The organism is Pseudomonas sp. ATCC 13867 (assembly GCF_000349845.1).
Lineage (GTDB): Bacteria > Pseudomonadota > Gammaproteobacteria > Pseudomonadales > Pseudomonadaceae > Pseudomonas.
In genome coordinates, this window is the sequence record NC_020829.1 from 3,650,844 (window position 1) to 3,666,391 (window position 15,548).

Annotated in this window: 12 protein-coding genes; 5 read left to right on the forward strand and 7 right to left on the reverse strand. The window is 65.5% G+C overall.

Translation table 11 applies throughout. The annotated features are described in order from the left end of the window. The first annotated feature begins 86 nt into the window (after window positions 1-86). The 3 genes from mfd to H681_RS16210 are packed head-to-tail and all read left to right on the forward strand — an operon-like array spanning window position 87 to window position 7,529. Complete coding sequence (gene mfd, locus H681_RS16200) at window positions 87-3,551, forward strand: transcription-repair coupling factor (RefSeq protein ID WP_015477959.1); 3,465 nt, start codon at window positions 87-89, stop codon at window positions 3,549-3,551. A 12-nt stretch (window positions 3,552-3,563) separates the two neighbouring features. Further along, window positions 3,564-4,223 carry a CsiV family protein gene (locus H681_RS16205; RefSeq protein WP_015477960.1) on the forward strand — a complete coding sequence of 220 codons (660 nt, stop codon included), beginning with the start codon at window positions 3,564-3,566 and terminating at the stop codon, window positions 4,221-4,223. Window positions 4,224-4,247: 24 nt separating this feature from the next. Then, window positions 4,248-7,529: a DEAD/DEAH box helicase gene (locus H681_RS16210; protein ID WP_015477961.1), complete on the forward strand. Its 3,282-nt coding sequence runs from the start codon at window positions 4,248-4,250 to the stop codon at window positions 7,527-7,529. A 45-nt stretch (window positions 7,530-7,574) separates the two neighbouring features. Here H681_RS16210 and H681_RS16215 read toward each other — a convergent pair whose 3' ends face one another. From H681_RS16215 to H681_RS16230, 4 genes are read right to left on the reverse strand one after another with little or no spacing between them, the layout of a single operon-like run. After that, window positions 7,575-8,312: an S-methyl-5'-thioinosine phosphorylase gene (locus H681_RS16215; protein ID WP_015477962.1), complete on the reverse strand. Its 738-nt coding sequence runs from the start codon at window positions 8,310-8,312 to the stop codon at window positions 7,575-7,577. 10 nt (window positions 8,313-8,322) lie between these two features. Beyond that, window positions 8,323-9,321, reverse strand: coding sequence for a beta-N-acetylhexosaminidase (gene nagZ / locus H681_RS16220; protein WP_015477963.1), 999 nt, complete (start codon window positions 9,319-9,321; stop codon window positions 8,323-8,325). Between the two features lie 11 nt (window positions 9,322-9,332). Then, window positions 9,333-9,857: a L,D-transpeptidase gene (locus tag H681_RS16225; RefSeq protein WP_015477964.1), complete on the reverse strand. Its 525-nt coding sequence runs from the start codon at window positions 9,855-9,857 to the stop codon at window positions 9,333-9,335. 44 nt (window positions 9,858-9,901) lie between these two features. Next, window positions 9,902-10,603 carry a TetR/AcrR family transcriptional regulator gene (locus H681_RS16230; RefSeq protein WP_015477965.1) on the reverse strand — a complete coding sequence of 234 codons (702 nt, stop codon included), beginning with the start codon at window positions 10,601-10,603 and terminating at the stop codon, window positions 9,902-9,904. Between the two features lie 251 nt (window positions 10,604-10,854). Here H681_RS16230 and lexA point away from each other — a divergent pair, with 251 nt between their 5' ends. Next, entirely contained in the window at window positions 10,855-11,469 is a 615-nt protein-coding gene (gene lexA / locus H681_RS16235; RefSeq protein WP_015477966.1) for a transcriptional repressor LexA, read from the forward strand. 13 nt (window positions 11,470-11,482) lie between these two features. Continuing rightward, window positions 11,483-11,956, forward strand: a complete 474-nt coding sequence (sulA, locus tag H681_RS16240) for an SOS-induced cell division inhibitor SulA (protein ID WP_015477967.1) — start codon at window positions 11,483-11,485, stop codon at window positions 11,954-11,956. Window positions 11,957-11,998: 42 nt separating this feature from the next. On the opposite strand, the gene H681_RS16245 is transcribed toward sulA, so the two are convergent. The 3 genes from H681_RS16245 to topA all read right to left on the reverse strand — a co-directional run bounded on the left by H681_RS16245 (window position 11,999) and on the right by topA (window position 15,544). Next, on the reverse strand, window positions 11,999-12,235 hold the full coding sequence (locus H681_RS16245; protein ID WP_015477968.1) for a hypothetical protein: 237 nt from the start codon (window positions 12,233-12,235) through the stop codon (window positions 11,999-12,001). A 113-nt stretch (window positions 12,236-12,348) separates the two neighbouring features. Continuing rightward, window positions 12,349-12,870 carry a DUF6586 family protein gene (locus H681_RS16250; protein ID WP_015477969.1) on the reverse strand — a complete coding sequence of 174 codons (522 nt, stop codon included), beginning with the start codon at window positions 12,868-12,870 and terminating at the stop codon, window positions 12,349-12,351. A 67-nt stretch (window positions 12,871-12,937) separates the two neighbouring features. Further along, the gene (gene topA / locus H681_RS16255; RefSeq protein ID WP_015477970.1) at window positions 12,938-15,544 is read right to left on the reverse strand and encodes a type I DNA topoisomerase; all 2,607 of its coding nucleotides are present in this window, start codon (window positions 15,542-15,544) and stop codon (window positions 12,938-12,940) included. Between the last annotated feature and the right edge of the window lie 4 nt (window positions 15,545-15,548).

The following is a 15,548-nucleotide window of genomic DNA, read 5'->3' on the forward strand; positions in this document are numbered from 1 at the left end:
CCGCAGCGGTCGTATGACTGACATCCGTCAATCGGGATAGTTACAATCTGGCCGGTCAATTTCTCCGACCGGAGCCACGAACGCCCGTGTCCGTACTGCGCATTCCTTCGCTGCCGACTGCTGCCGGCAAGCAATCCTGGGGCAACCTGCCGGGCGCCGCCCTGAGCCTTGCCATTGCCGAAGCCTCGGCGTCCGCCAACCGTTTCACCCTGTTGCTGACCGCCGACAGCCAGAGCGCCGAGCGCCTGGAGCAGGAGCTGAGCTTCTTCGCGCCGGACCTGCCGGTGCTGCAGCTGCCGGACTGGGAAACCCTGCCCTACGACGTGTTCTCGCCGCACCAGGACATCATTTCCCAGCGCGTCGCCACCCTTTACCAGTTGCCCGGACTGCGCCGCGGCGTGCTGGTGGTGCCGATCACCACCGCCCTGCACCGCCTGGCGCCGGCCAAGTTCCTGCTCGGCAGCAGCCTGGTGCTGGACGTCGGCCAGAAACTCGACGTCGAACAGATGCGCAGCCGCTTCGAGGCCGCCGGCTACCGCTGCGTGGACACCGTCTACGAGCACGGCGAGTTCGCCGTGCGCGGTGCGCTGATCGACCTGTTCCCGATGGGCAGCGAGCTGCCCTACCGCATCGATCTGTTCGATGACGAGATCGAGACGCTGCGCACCTTCGACCCGGAAACCCAGCGCTCCATCGACAAGGTGGAGAGCATCCGCCTGCTGCCGGCGCGCGAGTTCCCGCTGCGCAAGGAAGCGGTGACCGGCTTCCGTGGCCGCTTCCGCGAGCGCTTCGACGTCGACTACCGCCGCTGCCCGATCTACCAGGATCTGGCCAGCGGCCTGACACCGGCGGGCATCGAGTACTACATCCCGCTGTTCTTCGAAGAGGGCGAGACGTCGACGCTGTTCGACTACCTGCCGCAGGACACTCAGGTGTTCTCCCTGCCAGGCATCGAGAGCGCCGCCGAGCAGTTCTGGACCGACGTGCGCAGCCGCTACGAAGACCGCCGCTACGACCCGGAACGCCCGCTGCTACCGCCCGCTGACGTCTTCCTGCCGGTGGAAGACTGCTTCGCCCGCCTGAAGAACTGGCCGCGCGTGGTGGTCAGCCCGGAACCGATCGAGACCGGCGTCGGCCGCGAGCGTTTCCCCGCCGAAGCGCTACCGGAACTGGCGATTGAAGCGAAAGCCACGGAACCGCTGGCACGCCTGCGCCAGTTCATCGAGCGGTTCGACGGGCGCATCCTGTTCACCGCCGAATCCGCCGGCCGCCGCGAAGTGCTGCTGGAACTGCTGGCGCGGCTGAAGCTGCGCCCGGTGGAAGTCGAGGGCTGGCCGGGCTTCCTGGCGCACCAGGACCGCCTGGCAATCACCATCGCGCCGATGGACGAAGGCCTGCTGCTGGACGCCGACAAGGGCCAGCCGGGCATCGCCCTGGTGGCCGAAAGCCCGCTGTTCGGCCAGCGCGTCATGCAGCGCCGGCGCCGCGAGAAGACCCGCGACGGTGGCGAGAACGTCATCAAGAACCTCACCGAGCTGCGCGAAGGGGCGCCGGTGGTGCACATCGACCACGGCGTCGGCCGCTACATGGGCCTGATCACCCTGGAGATCGACGGCCAGAACGCCGAATTCCTCGCCCTGGAATACGCCGACGAGGCCAAGCTCTACGTGCCCGTGGCCAATCTGCACCTGATCGCTCGCTACACCGGCAGCGACGACGCCCTGGCGCCGCTGCACAAGCTGGGCTCGGAAACCTGGCAGAAGGCCAAGCGCAAGGCCGCCGAACAGGTCCGCGACGTCGCCGCCGAGCTACTGGACATCTACGCCCGTCGCGCCGCGCGCAAGGGCTACGCGTTCAAGGACCCGCAGGTCGACTACGCCACCTTCTCCGCCGGCTTCCCCTTCGAGGAAACCCCGGACCAGCAGACCGCCATCGAAGCCGTGGTGGCCGACATGCTCGCCGACAAGCCGATGGACCGCCTGGTCTGCGGCGACGTGGGCTTCGGCAAGACCGAAGTGGCCATGCGCGCGGCCTTCGTCGCGGTGCACAGCGGCAAGCAGGTCGCCGTGCTGGTGCCCACCACCCTCCTCGCCCAGCAGCACTACAACAGCTTCCGCGACCGCTTCGCCGACTGGCCGGTGAGCGTCGAGGTGATGAGCCGCTTCAAGTCCGCCAAGGAAGTCGAAGGCGCCGTGGCGCAACTGGCCGAAGGCAAGGTCGACATCGTCATCGGCACCCACAAGCTGCTGCAGGACGATGTGAAGTTCAAGAACCTCGGCCTGGTCATCATCGACGAAGAACACCGTTTCGGCGTACGCCAGAAGGAGCAGCTCAAGGCCCTGCGCAGCGAGGTGGACATCCTCACCCTCACCGCCACGCCGATCCCGCGCACGCTCAACATGGCGGTGGCCGGCATGCGCGACCTGTCGATCATCGCCACGCCGCCGGCGCGACGTCTCTCCGTGCGCACCTTCGTCATGGAAGAACAGAAGTCGGTGATCAAGGAAGCCCTGCTGCGCGAACTGCTGCGCGGCGGCCAGGTGTACTTCCTGCACAACGAGGTGAAGACCATCGAGAAGTGCGCCCGCGACCTGGCCGAGCTGGTCCCGGAAGCGCGCATCGGCATCGGCCACGGGCAGATGAACGAGCGCGACCTGGAGCGGGTGATGAGCGACTTCTACCACAAGCGCTTCAACGTGCTGGTGGCCTCGACCATCATCGAGACCGGCATCGACGTGCCCAGCGCCAACACCATCCTCATCGAGCGCGCCGACAAGTTCGGCCTGGCCCAGCTGCACCAGCTGCGCGGCCGCGTCGGCCGCAGCCACCACCAGGCCTATGCCTACCTGCTCACCCCGCCGCGCAAGCAGATGACCCCGGACGCCGAGAAGCGCCTGGAAGCCATCGCCAACGCCCAGGACCTCGGCGCCGGCTTCGTGCTGGCCACCCACGACCTGGAGATCCGCGGCGCCGGCGAACTGCTCGGCGACGGCCAAAGCGGGCAGATCCAGGCGGTGGGCTTCACCCTCTACATGGAGATGCTCGAACGCGCGGTGAAGGCCATCCGCAAGGGCGAGCAACCGAACCTGGAACAGCCGCTGGGTGGCGGCCCGGACATCAACCTGCGGGTGCCGGCGCTGATCCCCGAGGACTACCTGCCGGACGTCCACGGCCGCCTGATCCTCTACAAGCGCATCGCCAACGCTGCCGACGAGGACGGCCTGCGCGAGCTGCAGGTGGAAATGATCGACCGCTTCGGCCTGCTGCCGGAGCCGGCGAAAAACCTGATGCGCCTGACGCTTCTCAAACTGCAGGCGGAAAAACTCGGCATCTTGAAGGTAGATGCCGGGCCGCAGGGAGGCCGGGTAGAATTTGCCGCCGATACCTGCGTCGACCCGCTGGTGCTGATCAAGATGATCCAGGGCCAGCCCAATCGCTACAAATTCGAAGGGGCCACCCTCTTCAAGTTCCAGGTGCCGATGGAGCGCCCGGAAGAACGGTTCAACACGCTGGAAGCGCTACTCGAGCGCCTCACGCCACAGACTCACTAAGGACCCTGTCCAATGCGCCTGTTCCAACCCTTGCTGCTGTCCCTGGCTCTGCTGTCGCCGGCCGCCTTCGCCGAGCCCTACCAGGTGGAGCTGATCCTCTTCCAGCAGTCCGGCGACGCCGTATTCGCCAGCCAGCCAGCCCCCGACGACTGGGCCAAGGGCGCGCAAGCGCCGGGTGCCGACAGCCAGCGCCCCACCGCGCTCGACGCCCAGGTCGCCAAGCTCAAGCAGAACGACGGCTTCCAGGTGCTGATGCACAGGGCCTGGCGCCAGGAGATCGATGCCAGCCCGGTGACGATCGCCCTGAGCGAAGGCGAAAAGCATGACGGCCACTTCCCGGTGGAAGGTACCGTCACCCTCAGCCAGCAGCGCTTCGTGAACACCCAGACCGACTTCTGGATCAACCAGTTCGACGCCAACGGCCTGCTCGCCGCCAGCCAGCACATGGTCCAGGACGCCAGCCTGAAGAACAGCGTGCTGACCTACCTCGACCACCCGAGCCTGGGCATGCTGATCAAGGTCAGCCCGCTCAACGCCCGCCCCGCCACCCCGCCGCCACCCGGCCTGGAAGACGAGACACCCACCGGCCCGGAAGCACCGCAACAGCCAGCGCCGGCCGCTCCGGCCGATGGTGGCTTCGATGCTCCGCCGCCGGCGCAGCCCGCCCAGTAACAGGATCCCGACGAAGGCCTCGCCATGCCTCAGTTCGCCGAGCATTTGCAACGCATCCCCTGGCGTCGCCTGTTCCCGGCCATCACCCTGGTGCGTGGCGAGGCCTATGCGCGGGAAGGCCGGGCCAGCGTCCTGCGCCTCACCGAGCGCTCACTGGAAGGCCTGTGCCGGGGCTCGGGCAAAAACCGCTATCACCAGCGGATCAGCCTCTCCAGAAGCGGTGACACCCTCGACTGCCAGTGCGATTGTCCGGTCGGCCTCGACTGCAAGCATTGCGTGGCCGTGCTGCTGCATCTGCTGGACGGACAGGTCGCCAGCCCCGGCAGCGCGTCCAAGCCCACTGCGAAGTCCATCCCGACTCCCGTCAACAGTCTGTCGCCCACACTGCAGACCTGGCTGAGGCACGCGTCGGCTGCGCTCAAGACGCAGCCGGAAACCAGGAAGCCCTACAGCGGCCCGCTGCGTTACCGGCTGACCCGGAGTGGCCGGGTCTTCATCCACACCGCCGTTTACAGCGAAAGCGGCCAACCCCAGGGCTACCCACGCATCATCTCCATCGCTCGCGCCCTGGGCCGGGGCGTCACCGAACAGGATCAGCGCATTCTGCTTCGCGCACTTGGCGTGGCAGACGTCCAACCGCAGCACAACGAAGTGATGCTGCTGGGCCGCGACGGCGCCGAACTGCTGGAACTGATCCTGCGCAGCGGGCAACTGTTCCTGGAGCTGGAAGACCCGTCCAGCCAGCTGCAATTGGGGACGGAACTGCCTGCCCGGCTCGCCTGGCACACCCGTGACGATGGGCACTACATCGTCGGCTGGGAGACTGACACGAATCCCAGACCGCAATTGCTGACCCAACTGACACCACCGTGGTACGTCAACCGCCAGGACATGCGTGCCGGCCCCCTGCATCACGACCTCCCGGATGTACTGGCCAGCTATCTGTCGAGCGCTCCAGCGGTACCGCCGCAAGAGGCCAGGCTCTTCGCTCTGCAACTCAAGGCCCTGGCCCCGCAGGCGCCACTGCCGATGTCCAGCCAGGAGCGGCGACTGGAAGTCCAACCCGTGCCGCACCTGCTGTTGAGCACCTATCGAGACGAGATTTACGGCGAAGAGGATGAGCACCAGGCCTGCCTGGTCTTCGGCTACGGCAAGGAATACGCCCACGGTCCGGTGCGCACCGGCCAGCCGATCCACTATCTGGAGGATGGAGTGTTCGTCGTCATCGAACGGCAGCCCAAGGCCGAGCAGGCCCTGCGCAAAACACTGCAGAAACTGGGTCTGAAGAAGCTCGACAAGTACGCCACACCCTACGACCTGCTCAACCACTACGAATGCTACCGGCCGATCAACAAGGCACACTGGCCCCAGATCGCCCGCCAGTTGCCCACGCTTCGCGCCCAGGGCTGGGTGGTGGAGTTCGACGAAGACTTTCCCTTCGACTTCAGCGAAGTCGAAGACTGGTACGTTCATATCGAGGAAGAACCCGGTCAGGCCTGGTTCGACCTGGAACTGGGGATCGTGGTCGATGGCCAGCAGATCAGCCTGCTGCACCCGCTGCTGGAGCTGATCCGGAAAGCTCCGTCAGCGCTGCGCAAAGGCACGGATGACGCTGAACTACCCATTCGCCTCGACGCCCGACGCCAGACGGATGGCAAAGCGTTGACCGTAAGCCTGCCGCTGGCACGCATACGGGCCATGCTGCAACTGCTGGAAGGGCTGCTGCTCAGCAGCCTGCAACGCGACGCAGCCCGCCTGCGAATCCCAAGCACCGATGCCAGCCTGCTGAGCCAGCTCGACCAATACCCGCTGCGCTGGCAAGGCGGCGAGCAGTTGCTGCACCTCGTCCGGCGCCTGCGCGACTTCCAGCAACAGCCCTGTGTGGCACCGGACGGCCTGCAGGCGGAGTTGCGCCCCTACCAACTGCAAGGTCTCGCCTGGATGCAGGCGCTGCGCGACCTGGAGCTCGGCGGCATCCTAGGCGACGATATGGGGCTGGGCAAGACCCTGCAGGTGCTCGCCCATATCCTCACGGAAAAACGCGCCGGGCGCCTGGACCGCCCCGTCCTGATCCTGATGCCCACCAGCCTGGTGGCCAACTGGCAGGACGAGATCGCGCGCTTCGCCCCGGAGCTGCGCGCGCTCACCCTGCACGGCAGCGAGCGCCAACGGCACTTCGACGACCTTGCGCAGTACGACCTGCTGCTCAGCACCTATGCCCTGCTGCCCCGGGACATCGACGCGCTGTCCAGGCAAGCGCTGCACCTGGTGGTCTTCGACGAAGCGCAATATCTGAAGAATGCCAGCAGCAAATCAGCCCAGGCCGCGGCCCGTCTCGACGCCCGGCAGCGCCTGTGCCTGACCGGCACGCCGCTGGAAAACCACCTGGGCGAACTCTGGTCACTGTTCAACCTGGTGCTGCCGGGCTGGCTGGGCGATGCGCGCCATTTCGCACGCCTGTACCGCCAACCTATCGAAAAGGCCGGCGACAGCCAGCGCCTGGCGCACCTGAACGCGCGCATCAAGCCCTTCCTGCTGCGCCGCCGCAAGGACCAGGTCGCCACCGAACTGCCGCCCAAGAGCGAAATCACCCACAAGGTGGAACTCGACGAGCGCCAGCGCGACCTCTACGAAACCGTGCGTCTGGCGGTGGACCGCAAGGTCCGCGAAGAAATCCGCCGGAAGGGGCTGGCGAGCAGTCAGATCGTCGTGCTCGACGCGCTGCTCAAGCTGCGCCAGGTCTGCTGCGACCCGCGCCTGCTGCAGGCGGACTTGCCGGCAACCCACTCAGGCAAGCTGAGCGCCTTGCTGGAGATGCTCGACGAGTTGCTGGCCGAAGGACGGCGCGTCCTGCTCTTCTCGCAGTTCACCTCGATGCTCGAACTGATCCAGGCGCAGCTGCAGGCACGGAGCATTCCCTATGCGCTCCTCACCGGCGAAACCCGCGACCGCCGCCAGCCGGTGGAAGACTTCCAGCAGGGGCGCGTACCGCTGTTCCTCATCAGCCTGAAAGCTGGTGGCACCGGCCTGAACCTCACCGCCGCCGACACCGTGATCCACTACGACCCCTGGTGGAACCCGGCCGCCGAGAACCAGGCCACCGATCGCGCCTACCGCATCGGCCAGGACAAACCGGTGTTCGTCTACAAACTGATCGCCCGCGGCACCCTGGAAGAAAAGATCCAGCAGTTGCAGGCTCGCAAGACCGCCCTGGCCGCTGGCGTGCTGGAGGAAGGCAAGGACAGCGGCTTGCGTTTGCAGGAAAGCGATATCGACGCACTCTTCGCGCCCCTACCCAATCCGTAGGGGCGGACTTCGTCCGCGATGGCCCAAAGGTTGCGGCGAGCCTCCTCAGCCCACCAACACACACCCCAACACCTCACGCACCTTGCCGATGCCCTCGTGCAGCGCCTGCTCGATCTCGGTCATGGTGATGATGCCGCTGGACTTGCCGGCCGCCGGGTTCACCACCAGCGACAGGCAGGCGTACGGCAGCTCCAGCTCACGGGCCAGTGCCGCCTCGGGCATACCGGTCATGCCAACGATGTCGCAGCCGTCGCGCTCCAGCTTGGCGATCTCCGCCACGGTTTCCAGGCGCGGCCCCTGGGTCGCGGCATAGACACCATAACTGCTATGCGAATAGCCCAGCGCCCGCAGAGCCCCGATCAGCTTCTGGCGCAGCCCTTCGTCATACGGATGGCTGAAATCGATGTGGGTAACGTGATCGATGTCACCGGCAAAATAAGTGTGCTCGCGGCCCCAGGTGTAATCGACGATCTGGTGCGGCACGCAAAGATGACCGCTACCCATCGCCGCATGGATACCGCCCACCGCGTTCACCGCCAGAACCGCCTCCGCCCCTGCCTGCTGCAACGCCCAAAGGTTGGCGCGGTAGTTCACCTGGTGCGGCGGGAAGCGATGCGGATGGCCGTGACGGGCGAGGAACAACACCTCGCGGCCGGCGAACTCGCCACGCTGGATGGCAGCCGAAGGCGCGCCGTAGGGCGTGTCCAGCGCGACGGAGTCCTTCAGGGTCAGGCCTTCCAGTTGAGTCAGGCCGGTGCCGCCGATGATGGCGTAGACAGTCATGGCAAATCCTTTAGTCGATCAGTTGTGCGGCGCGCAGTTCGCCCACGGCCTGCTGCCAGCGCGGCAGCTGCTTGTACTCGGCACCCGGCCAGGCCCTGGCGCGCATGCGTTGCAGGCGCGCCGGCGCAGTGACCTTCAGGCGCTGCAACGCGCTCAGGGCCAACTCGGCGGAGGCGCGATCATTACACACCAGGCCCATGTCGCAACCGGCGTTCAGCGCGGCCTCGATGCGATTGGCGGCATCGCCCACCACATGGGCGCCGGCCATAGACAGGTCGTCGCTGAAGATCACTCCGTCGAAGCCCAGCTCGCCGCGCAGGATGTCCTGCAGCCAGCGCCGGGAGAAGCCGGCGGGATTCGGGTCGACCCGCGGGTAGATCACATGGGCCGGCATCAGCGCATCCAGCTCGCCCGACAGGCGCTGGAACGGGACCAGGTCACAGGCGCGGATCTCTTCCAGGCTGCGCTCGTCCTCCGGGATTCCCACATGGGAGTCGACCTCCGCCCAGCCGTGGCCGGGGAAGTGCTTGCCGGTGGCCGCCATACCGGCAGCGTGCATGCCTCGGATGAAGGCGCCGGCCAGCGCGACCGCGCGCTCGGGGCTGCCCTCGAAGGCGCGGCTGCCGACCACCGCGCTGCGCTGGTGATCCAGGTCCAGCACCGGAGCGAAACTGAGGTCCAGCCCCACCGCCAGCACTTCGGTCGCCATCAGCCAGCCGCACTGTTCGGCCAGGCGCTCGGCATTGGCGTTGTCGGCAATGGCGCGCATCGCCGGCAGGCGCAGGAAGCCCTGGCGCAGACGCTGCACCCGACCGCCTTCCTGATCCACTGCCAGCAGCAGATCCGGGCGCACCGCGCGGATGGCTGCGCAGAGCTCGCGCACCTGGCGCGGCGACTCGATGTTGCGGGCGAAGATGATCAGGCCGCCCACTTCCGGGTGGCGCAGGATCTGGCGGTCCTCGGCGGTCAGCCAGGTGCCGCCGATGTCGAGCATCAGGGAGCCTTGCATGTGCATTCCTTTCAGTTCAGTTGTGGCGCCTGCCAGTCGGGGCAGGCGGCCTCTTCGATACGGACCCGGCAATGGAGGGGCACTCGGGGAAAGAGTTCCAGCAGGTCGTCATTGCGCAGGCGGATACAGCCGTGGGACAGCGGCACACTCATGGGTTCGCAGTCCGGCGTGCCGTGCAGGTATATGTAGCGGCGGAAGGTATCCACCTCCCCCATTCGATTGCGCCCCGGCTCGCAGCCGCTGAGCCAGAGGATGCGTGTGAGAATCCAGTCGCGGCCGGGGCACTCATCGTGCAGCGCCCGGGTCCAGACCTCGCCCGTCCAGCGCCGCCCCTTGAGCACCGCCCCCTTGGGCAGACCTTCGCCGATGCGCGCACGAACCTGATGCAGGCCACGCGGCGTGCAGCCGGAACCACTCGACTCGCCAGCGCCGTTGGCCGCGCTGGAAATCGCCAGGCGCAAGCACAGGTGCTCGCCGGCAAAGCCGTAGAGCATCTGGTCGGACAGGGAAATATGGAGGAAATCGAGGTCAGTCATGGCCGGCTACTTTAGCCGATCACGACTGTACCGCCCAGCTCGGCTCAGGCCTTGGCGGGGGCCTTGGCACGCGGCTTGAGCTGGGCACCGGCCAGCGACGGATCGCTGATGCCGCTGTCGGCACGCATGCCGGCGGCAAGGAACGGAACCATCAGGCGCATCACCTGCTCGATGGACGTACTCACGCCGAAGTCGTTCTCGGCCATCGCCCGCAACGCCTTGATGCCGGACATGCTGAACGCCGCGGCGCCGAGCATGAAGTGCACGCGCCAGAACAGTTCCAACGGCGGCAGGCGCGGCGCGGCTTCGTTCACCAACAGCATGTAGCGGCGGAACACCCTGCCGTAGACTTCTTCAAGGTACTTGCGCAGGTGCCCCTGGCTCTGGCTGAAAGCAAGGCCCAGCAGACGCATGAAGATGGACAGATCGTTGCCGCTGCGCGGCTTCACCGCCATCGCCTGGACGACCAACAGCTCGAGCAGCTCTTCCAGAGTGGCTCGTGGCGCATCGGGCTTGGCCTGGCGACGATCCAGCTCCTTCTCGAGGCTGGAACAGAACGGCCCGAGGAAGCGCGAGAAGACCGCCTGGATCAGCGCCTTCTTCGAGCCGAAGTGATAGTTCACCGCCGCAAGGTTAACCCCCGCCTTGCTGGTGATAAGACGCAAAGAAGTCTCAGCGAAGCCTTTCTCCGCGAACAACTGTTCCGCAGCATCCAGGATGCGTTCGACGGTTTCCGACTGGGCCATGACTATTCCGCCTGACAAACACTTGTTTGAAACATACGTTTCAGCCTCTTGTATTGTCAAGCGAAGTGCGATCGATTGTTAACAAAATTATAGGCAATACGACGAGATGACTGAATCTCAGCAAGACGCTTGCCAACAGGCACAGGTTACATCCACGGGGGTGGAGCCGACAGCCGCGCGAAAATAGGCATTGCCAGCCCGTCATCACTGTATATAATTCCAGGCACTGTATAAAAAGCCAGAGTATGGACATGCTGAAGCTGACGCCGCGCCAAGCCGAGATCCTCGCCTTCATCAAACGCTGCCTGGAAGACAACGGCTACCCGCCCACCCGCGCGGAAATCGCCCAGGAACTCGGCTTCAAATCCCCCAACGCCGCCGAGGAACACCTGAAGGCCCTCGCCCGCAAGGGCGCCATCGAAATGACCCCGGGCGCCTCCCGCGGCATCCGCATTCCCGGTTTCGAACCCAAAGCCGCCGCCAATGACGACGAATTGCCGATCATCGGTCGCGTTGCCGCCGGCGCGCCGATACTCGCCGAGCAGAACGTCGACGACACCTGCCGCATCAACCCCACCTTCTTCAACCCGCCGGCCGACTACCTGCTGCGCGTGCGCGGGCAGAGCATGAAGGATGTCGGCATCCTCGACGGCGACCTGCTCGCCGTGCACGTTACCCGCGAGGCGCGCAACGGCCAAATCGTGGTCGCCCGCCTGGGTGAAGAGGTAACGGTGAAGCGCTTCAAGCGCGAAGGCAGCAAGGTCTGGCTGATCGCCGAGAACCCTGAGTTCGCCCCCATCGAGGTCGATCTCAAGGAACAGGAACTGATCATCGAAGGCTTGAGCGTCGGCGTAATCCGCCGCTGAACAGGAGATACCCATGCAGTACCCGCAGCCGCTGAACCTGCCGCAACTCCCGCTGTTCCAGGAAGCACTCTGGGCGAGCGGTACTGCTCCCCTGCTTCCGGAGCTGATGGAAGAACAACCCGCCGATGACGAAAGCGCTTTCAGCGAGATCGCCCTGCGCGGCCTCCCCGGCCAATGCCTGACGCTGCTGGCGCCGATGCTCCGCGAGCTGAGCGAGGAAAGCGATTCGCGCTGGCTGACCCTGATCGCCCCACCCTCCAGCCTGACCCCGGACTGGCTGCGCAAGGCCGGCCTGAACCGCGAACGCATCCTGCTGCTGCCGGCGCGCGACCAGGCGGCCGCACAAGCCCTGGCCTGCGAGGCACTGCGCCTGGGCAACAGTCATACCGTGGTGAGCTGGCTGAATCTCAATGCCAAGGCGCGCGCGCAGTTATCCCGCGCCGCTATCGCCGGCCAGGCACAGAGCCTGAACATTCGCCTGGGATGAGGGGAAGGCTTCGCCGCGACCGCCGCGAAGCCAGAACGAACCTTAGTGCAGGACGCGCGGACCTTCGTCCATGCCGGCGTCACTGCCTTCGGCAAGGCGCCCCGCCATCTGCACGCCGACATTGAACATCGCCTTGGCGATCTCGATGTGCTGCCCCTGCAGGAAGCCCTTGGCATCGGCGGAAAATTCCAGGGTCACCAATGCCTCCTCATCATCTGCGCGACGCAGCACGATACGCCCGTCAGGCAGCTCTACGATTTCCAGAAACGAGGTTGGCATAGCAAGGGTTCTCCACAGCAGAACGCGTAGTGTAACAGTCACATTCGCTACACCCTAGCCCAACGTTCCGCCGACCGACCGACTGGTCGTACCCGTGCGTATCAGAGCATGTATCAGAGTTCGGTCAGCGACGCGCGAAAGCGCAGCACCAGCTCTTTCAGGGACTTGCGCCAGGCCTCGAGCTCTTCGTGGCCCAGCTCGACCGGCGCTTCTTCATCGATGTTCACCGCCTGGATCAACGGCTGGGTCGGATCGACCTTGGCCTTCTTCGGCTCACTCGGTGGTTGGAACAGTGCAGCGTAGGCGGCCAGCAGGCGGCTCAGCCAGGCTTCCGGGGCCTGCGCCAGCTCGACCATTTCCGCCAGCTCCGGACTTGGAGCCGCGGTCAGCACCTCGGCATTCAGCAGCATATCGACGCGCGGCGCACCCGCCTGGGGCAGGCGGTAGTACCCAGCGATCTCATGGGCCACGCCCAGCACCGCTCCGTAGAGATGGAACAGCGCCGCTTCGCGCTCGGCCTGGATGCGCGCCTGGGCATTCATCGCACGCGCCGCTTCGGCGCTGCGCCAGGCTTCCAGGGCAAGGCCGGCAAAGAACAGCTTCTGGTTGGTACGGGTATAGAGTTCGTGCGCCATGACCGGGCCCTCTGCAGTCGACTTCGGCAGTATAAGCACGCCCCGCCTCAGCGGGGCGCGCCTTCCATCAGCGCTTGTCTTCGACCTTCCACTTGCCGCCGTCGTAGAACGCGCGCCAGCCGGTAGGCTTGCCTTCGACCTCGGACTGCACGTACTGCTCCTTGGTCTTGCGGCTGAAGCGGATTACCGCCGGGCGGCCATCCGGGTCTTTCGCCGGAGCTGCGAGCAGGAAGTGGTATTTCGGATCCAGCTCGTCCTTGTGCGGTACCAGCTCGGCAACCAGCGGAGCGCGGGTCTCGCGGTTTTTCGGGAACTGGCTGGCGGCCAGGAACAGGCCGGAAGCGCCGTCACGCAGTACGTAGATGTCGTCCACCTTGTCGCACTTGAGTTCCGGCATGCGGATGGCGTCCATCTTCGGCGGGGCGGGCTCGCCATTTTTCAGCAGCTTGCGGGTGTTCTTGCAGGTCGGGTTGGTGCAACCGAAGAACTTGCCGAAGCGGCCGGTCTTGAGCTGCATCTCGCTGCCGCACTTGTCGCACTCCAGGCTCGGACCTTCGTAGCCCTTGATGCGGTACTGGCCTTCCTCGATCTCGTAGCCGGCGCAGTCCGGGTTGTTGCCACAGATGTGCAGCTTGTGCTTCTCGTCGACCAGGTAGGCATCCATCGCGGTGCTGCAGATCGGGCAGCGGTGCTTGCCGCGCAGTACGCGGGACTCGGATTCGCCTTCGTCATCCGCGGCGATTTCATCGCCCGGAATCAGGTTGACCGTCGCCTTGCAACGCTCTTTCGGCGGCAGACTGTAGCCCGAGCAGCCAAGGAACACACCGGTGGAGGCGGTACGGATCATCATCGGCCGACCGCACTCGCGGCAGGGGATGTCAGTCAGGGTCGGCTGGTTGGCGCGCATGCCGTCGTTGGCGGCTTCGGCCAGGTCGAGCTTCTTGCGGAAATCGCCGTAGAACTCGTCCAGCAGGTGTTTCCAGTCGCGCTCGCCCTGGGCCACGTCATCGAGGTGCTCTTCCATGCCGGCGGTGAAGCCGTAGTCCATCAGGTTGGAGAAGCTCTCGTTGAGGCGGTCGGTGACGATGTCGCCCATTTTTTCCGCGTAGAAGCGGCGGTTGTGGGTGGTGACGTAGCCGCGTTCCTGAATGGTGGAGATGATCGCCGCGTAGGTGGACGGACGACCGATGCCACGCTTTTCCAGCTCCTTGACCAGGCTGGCTTCGGAGAAGCGCGCCGGTGGCTTGGTGAAGTGCTGGCTCGGGTCGAGCTTGAGCAGCTTCATGGCTTCGCCCTGGTTCATCTCCGGCAGGACGTCGTCATCGCCCGGCTTACCCTGCTGCGGCAGCACCTTGGTGTAGCCGTCGAACTTGAGGATGCGGCCCTTGGCGCGCAGCTCGAAGTCACCGGCGGCAACGCTGACGGTGGTCGACAGGTATTCGGCCGGCGGCATCTGGCAGGCCACGAACTGGCGCCAGATCAGGTCATACAGGCGCTCGGCGTCGCGCTCCATGCCCGACAGTTGGGTCGGACGCAGGTTGACGTCGGACGGACGAATCGCTTCGTGCGCTTCCTGGGCGCCTTCCTTGCTGGAGTAGAAGTTCGGCTTGGCCGGCAGGTATTTCTTGCCGAACTCGCTGTCGATGAAGCCGCGCACCATGTCGATGGCATCGGCCGACAGGTTGGTCGAGTCGGTACGCATATAGGTGATGTAGCCCGCCTCGTAGAGACGCTGGGCCATCATCATGGTCTTCTTCACCCCGAAGCCCAGGCGGTTGCTCGCGGCCTGCTGCAGGGTGGAGGTGATGAACGGCGCCGAGGGCTTGCTGGAAGTGGGCTTGTCCTCGCGCTTGGAGACGCTGTAGCTGGACGCCTTGAGCTTCTCCAGGGCGGCCATTGCCTGGGCCTCATTCAGCGGCTTGAAGGCTTCGCCCTTCTCGCGCACCACTTCGAAGCGAACCTTGTCGCTCTTCGGCGTGCCCAGATCGGCATGCACTTCCCAGTATTCTTCCGGAACGAAGGCGCGGATCTCGCGCTCACGCTCGACCACCAGCTTCACCGCCACCGACTGCACGCGGCCAGCTGAAAGGCCGCGGGCGATCTTCGCCCACAGCAGCGGCGAGACCATGTAGCCCACCACGCGGTCGAGGAAGCGGCGCGCCTGCTGGGCATTCACGCGATTGATGTCCAGCTCGCCGGGCTGGGAGAAGGCCTCCTGGATGGCCTTCTTGGTGATTTCGTTGAAGACCACGCGCTTGTAGCGCGAGTCGTCGCCGCCGATGGCCTCGCGCAGGTGCCAGGCGATGGCCTCCCCTTCGCGGTCCAAGTCGGTTGCGAGATAGATGGTGTCGGCATCCTTGGCCAGACGGCGCAGTTCCTCGATCACCTTTTCCTTGCCGGGCAGGATCTCGTACTTGGCCTTCCAGCCGTGCTCCGGGTCGACGCCCATACGGGTGACGAGCTGGCGCTTGGCCTTTTCCTTGGGCGACAGGGCCGGCGCTTCGGAAGCAGCCTTGCGCGCTTTCGCCGCAGGCTCCTTCGACGCGGACGAGCCACTGGTGGGCAGGTCGCGGATGTGGCCGATGCTCGACTTCACCACGTACTGGTTGCCCAGGTACTTGTTGATGGTCTTGGCCTTGGCCGGTGATTCCACGATGACCAGCGATTTACCCATGGAT

Coding starts and splice junctions, on each gene's coding strand:
- H681_RS16250 (WP_015477969.1), bottom strand. CDS start 12,870: ATGGCGCACGAACTCTATACCCGTACCAACCAGAAGCTGTTCTTTGCC.
- H681_RS16205 (WP_015477960.1), top strand. CDS start 3,564: ATGCGCCTGTTCCAACCCTTGCTGCTGTCCCTGGCTCTGCTGTCGCCG.
- H681_RS16225 (WP_015477964.1), bottom strand. CDS start 9,857: ATGACTGACCTCGATTTCCTCCATATTTCCCTGTCCGACCAGATGCTC.
- H681_RS16230 (WP_015477965.1), bottom strand. CDS start 10,603: ATGGCCCAGTCGGAAACCGTCGAACGCATCCTGGATGCTGCGGAACAG.
- sulA (WP_015477967.1), top strand. CDS start 11,483: ATGCAGTACCCGCAGCCGCTGAACCTGCCGCAACTCCCGCTGTTCCAG.
- H681_RS16245 (WP_015477968.1), bottom strand. CDS start 12,235: ATGCCAACCTCGTTTCTGGAAATCGTAGAGCTGCCTGACGGGCGTATC.
- H681_RS16215 (WP_015477962.1), bottom strand. CDS start 8,312: ATGACTGTCTACGCCATCATCGGCGGCACCGGCCTGACTCAACTGGAA.
- topA (WP_015477970.1), bottom strand. CDS start 15,544: ATGGGTAAATCGCTGGTCATCGTGGAATCACCGGCCAAGGCCAAGACC.
- lexA (WP_015477966.1), top strand. CDS start 10,855: ATGCTGAAGCTGACGCCGCGCCAAGCCGAGATCCTCGCCTTCATCAAA.
- nagZ (WP_015477963.1), bottom strand. CDS start 9,321: ATGCAAGGCTCCCTGATGCTCGACATCGGCGGCACCTGGCTGACCGCC.
- H681_RS16210 (WP_015477961.1), top strand. CDS start 4,248: ATGCCTCAGTTCGCCGAGCATTTGCAACGCATCCCCTGGCGTCGCCTG.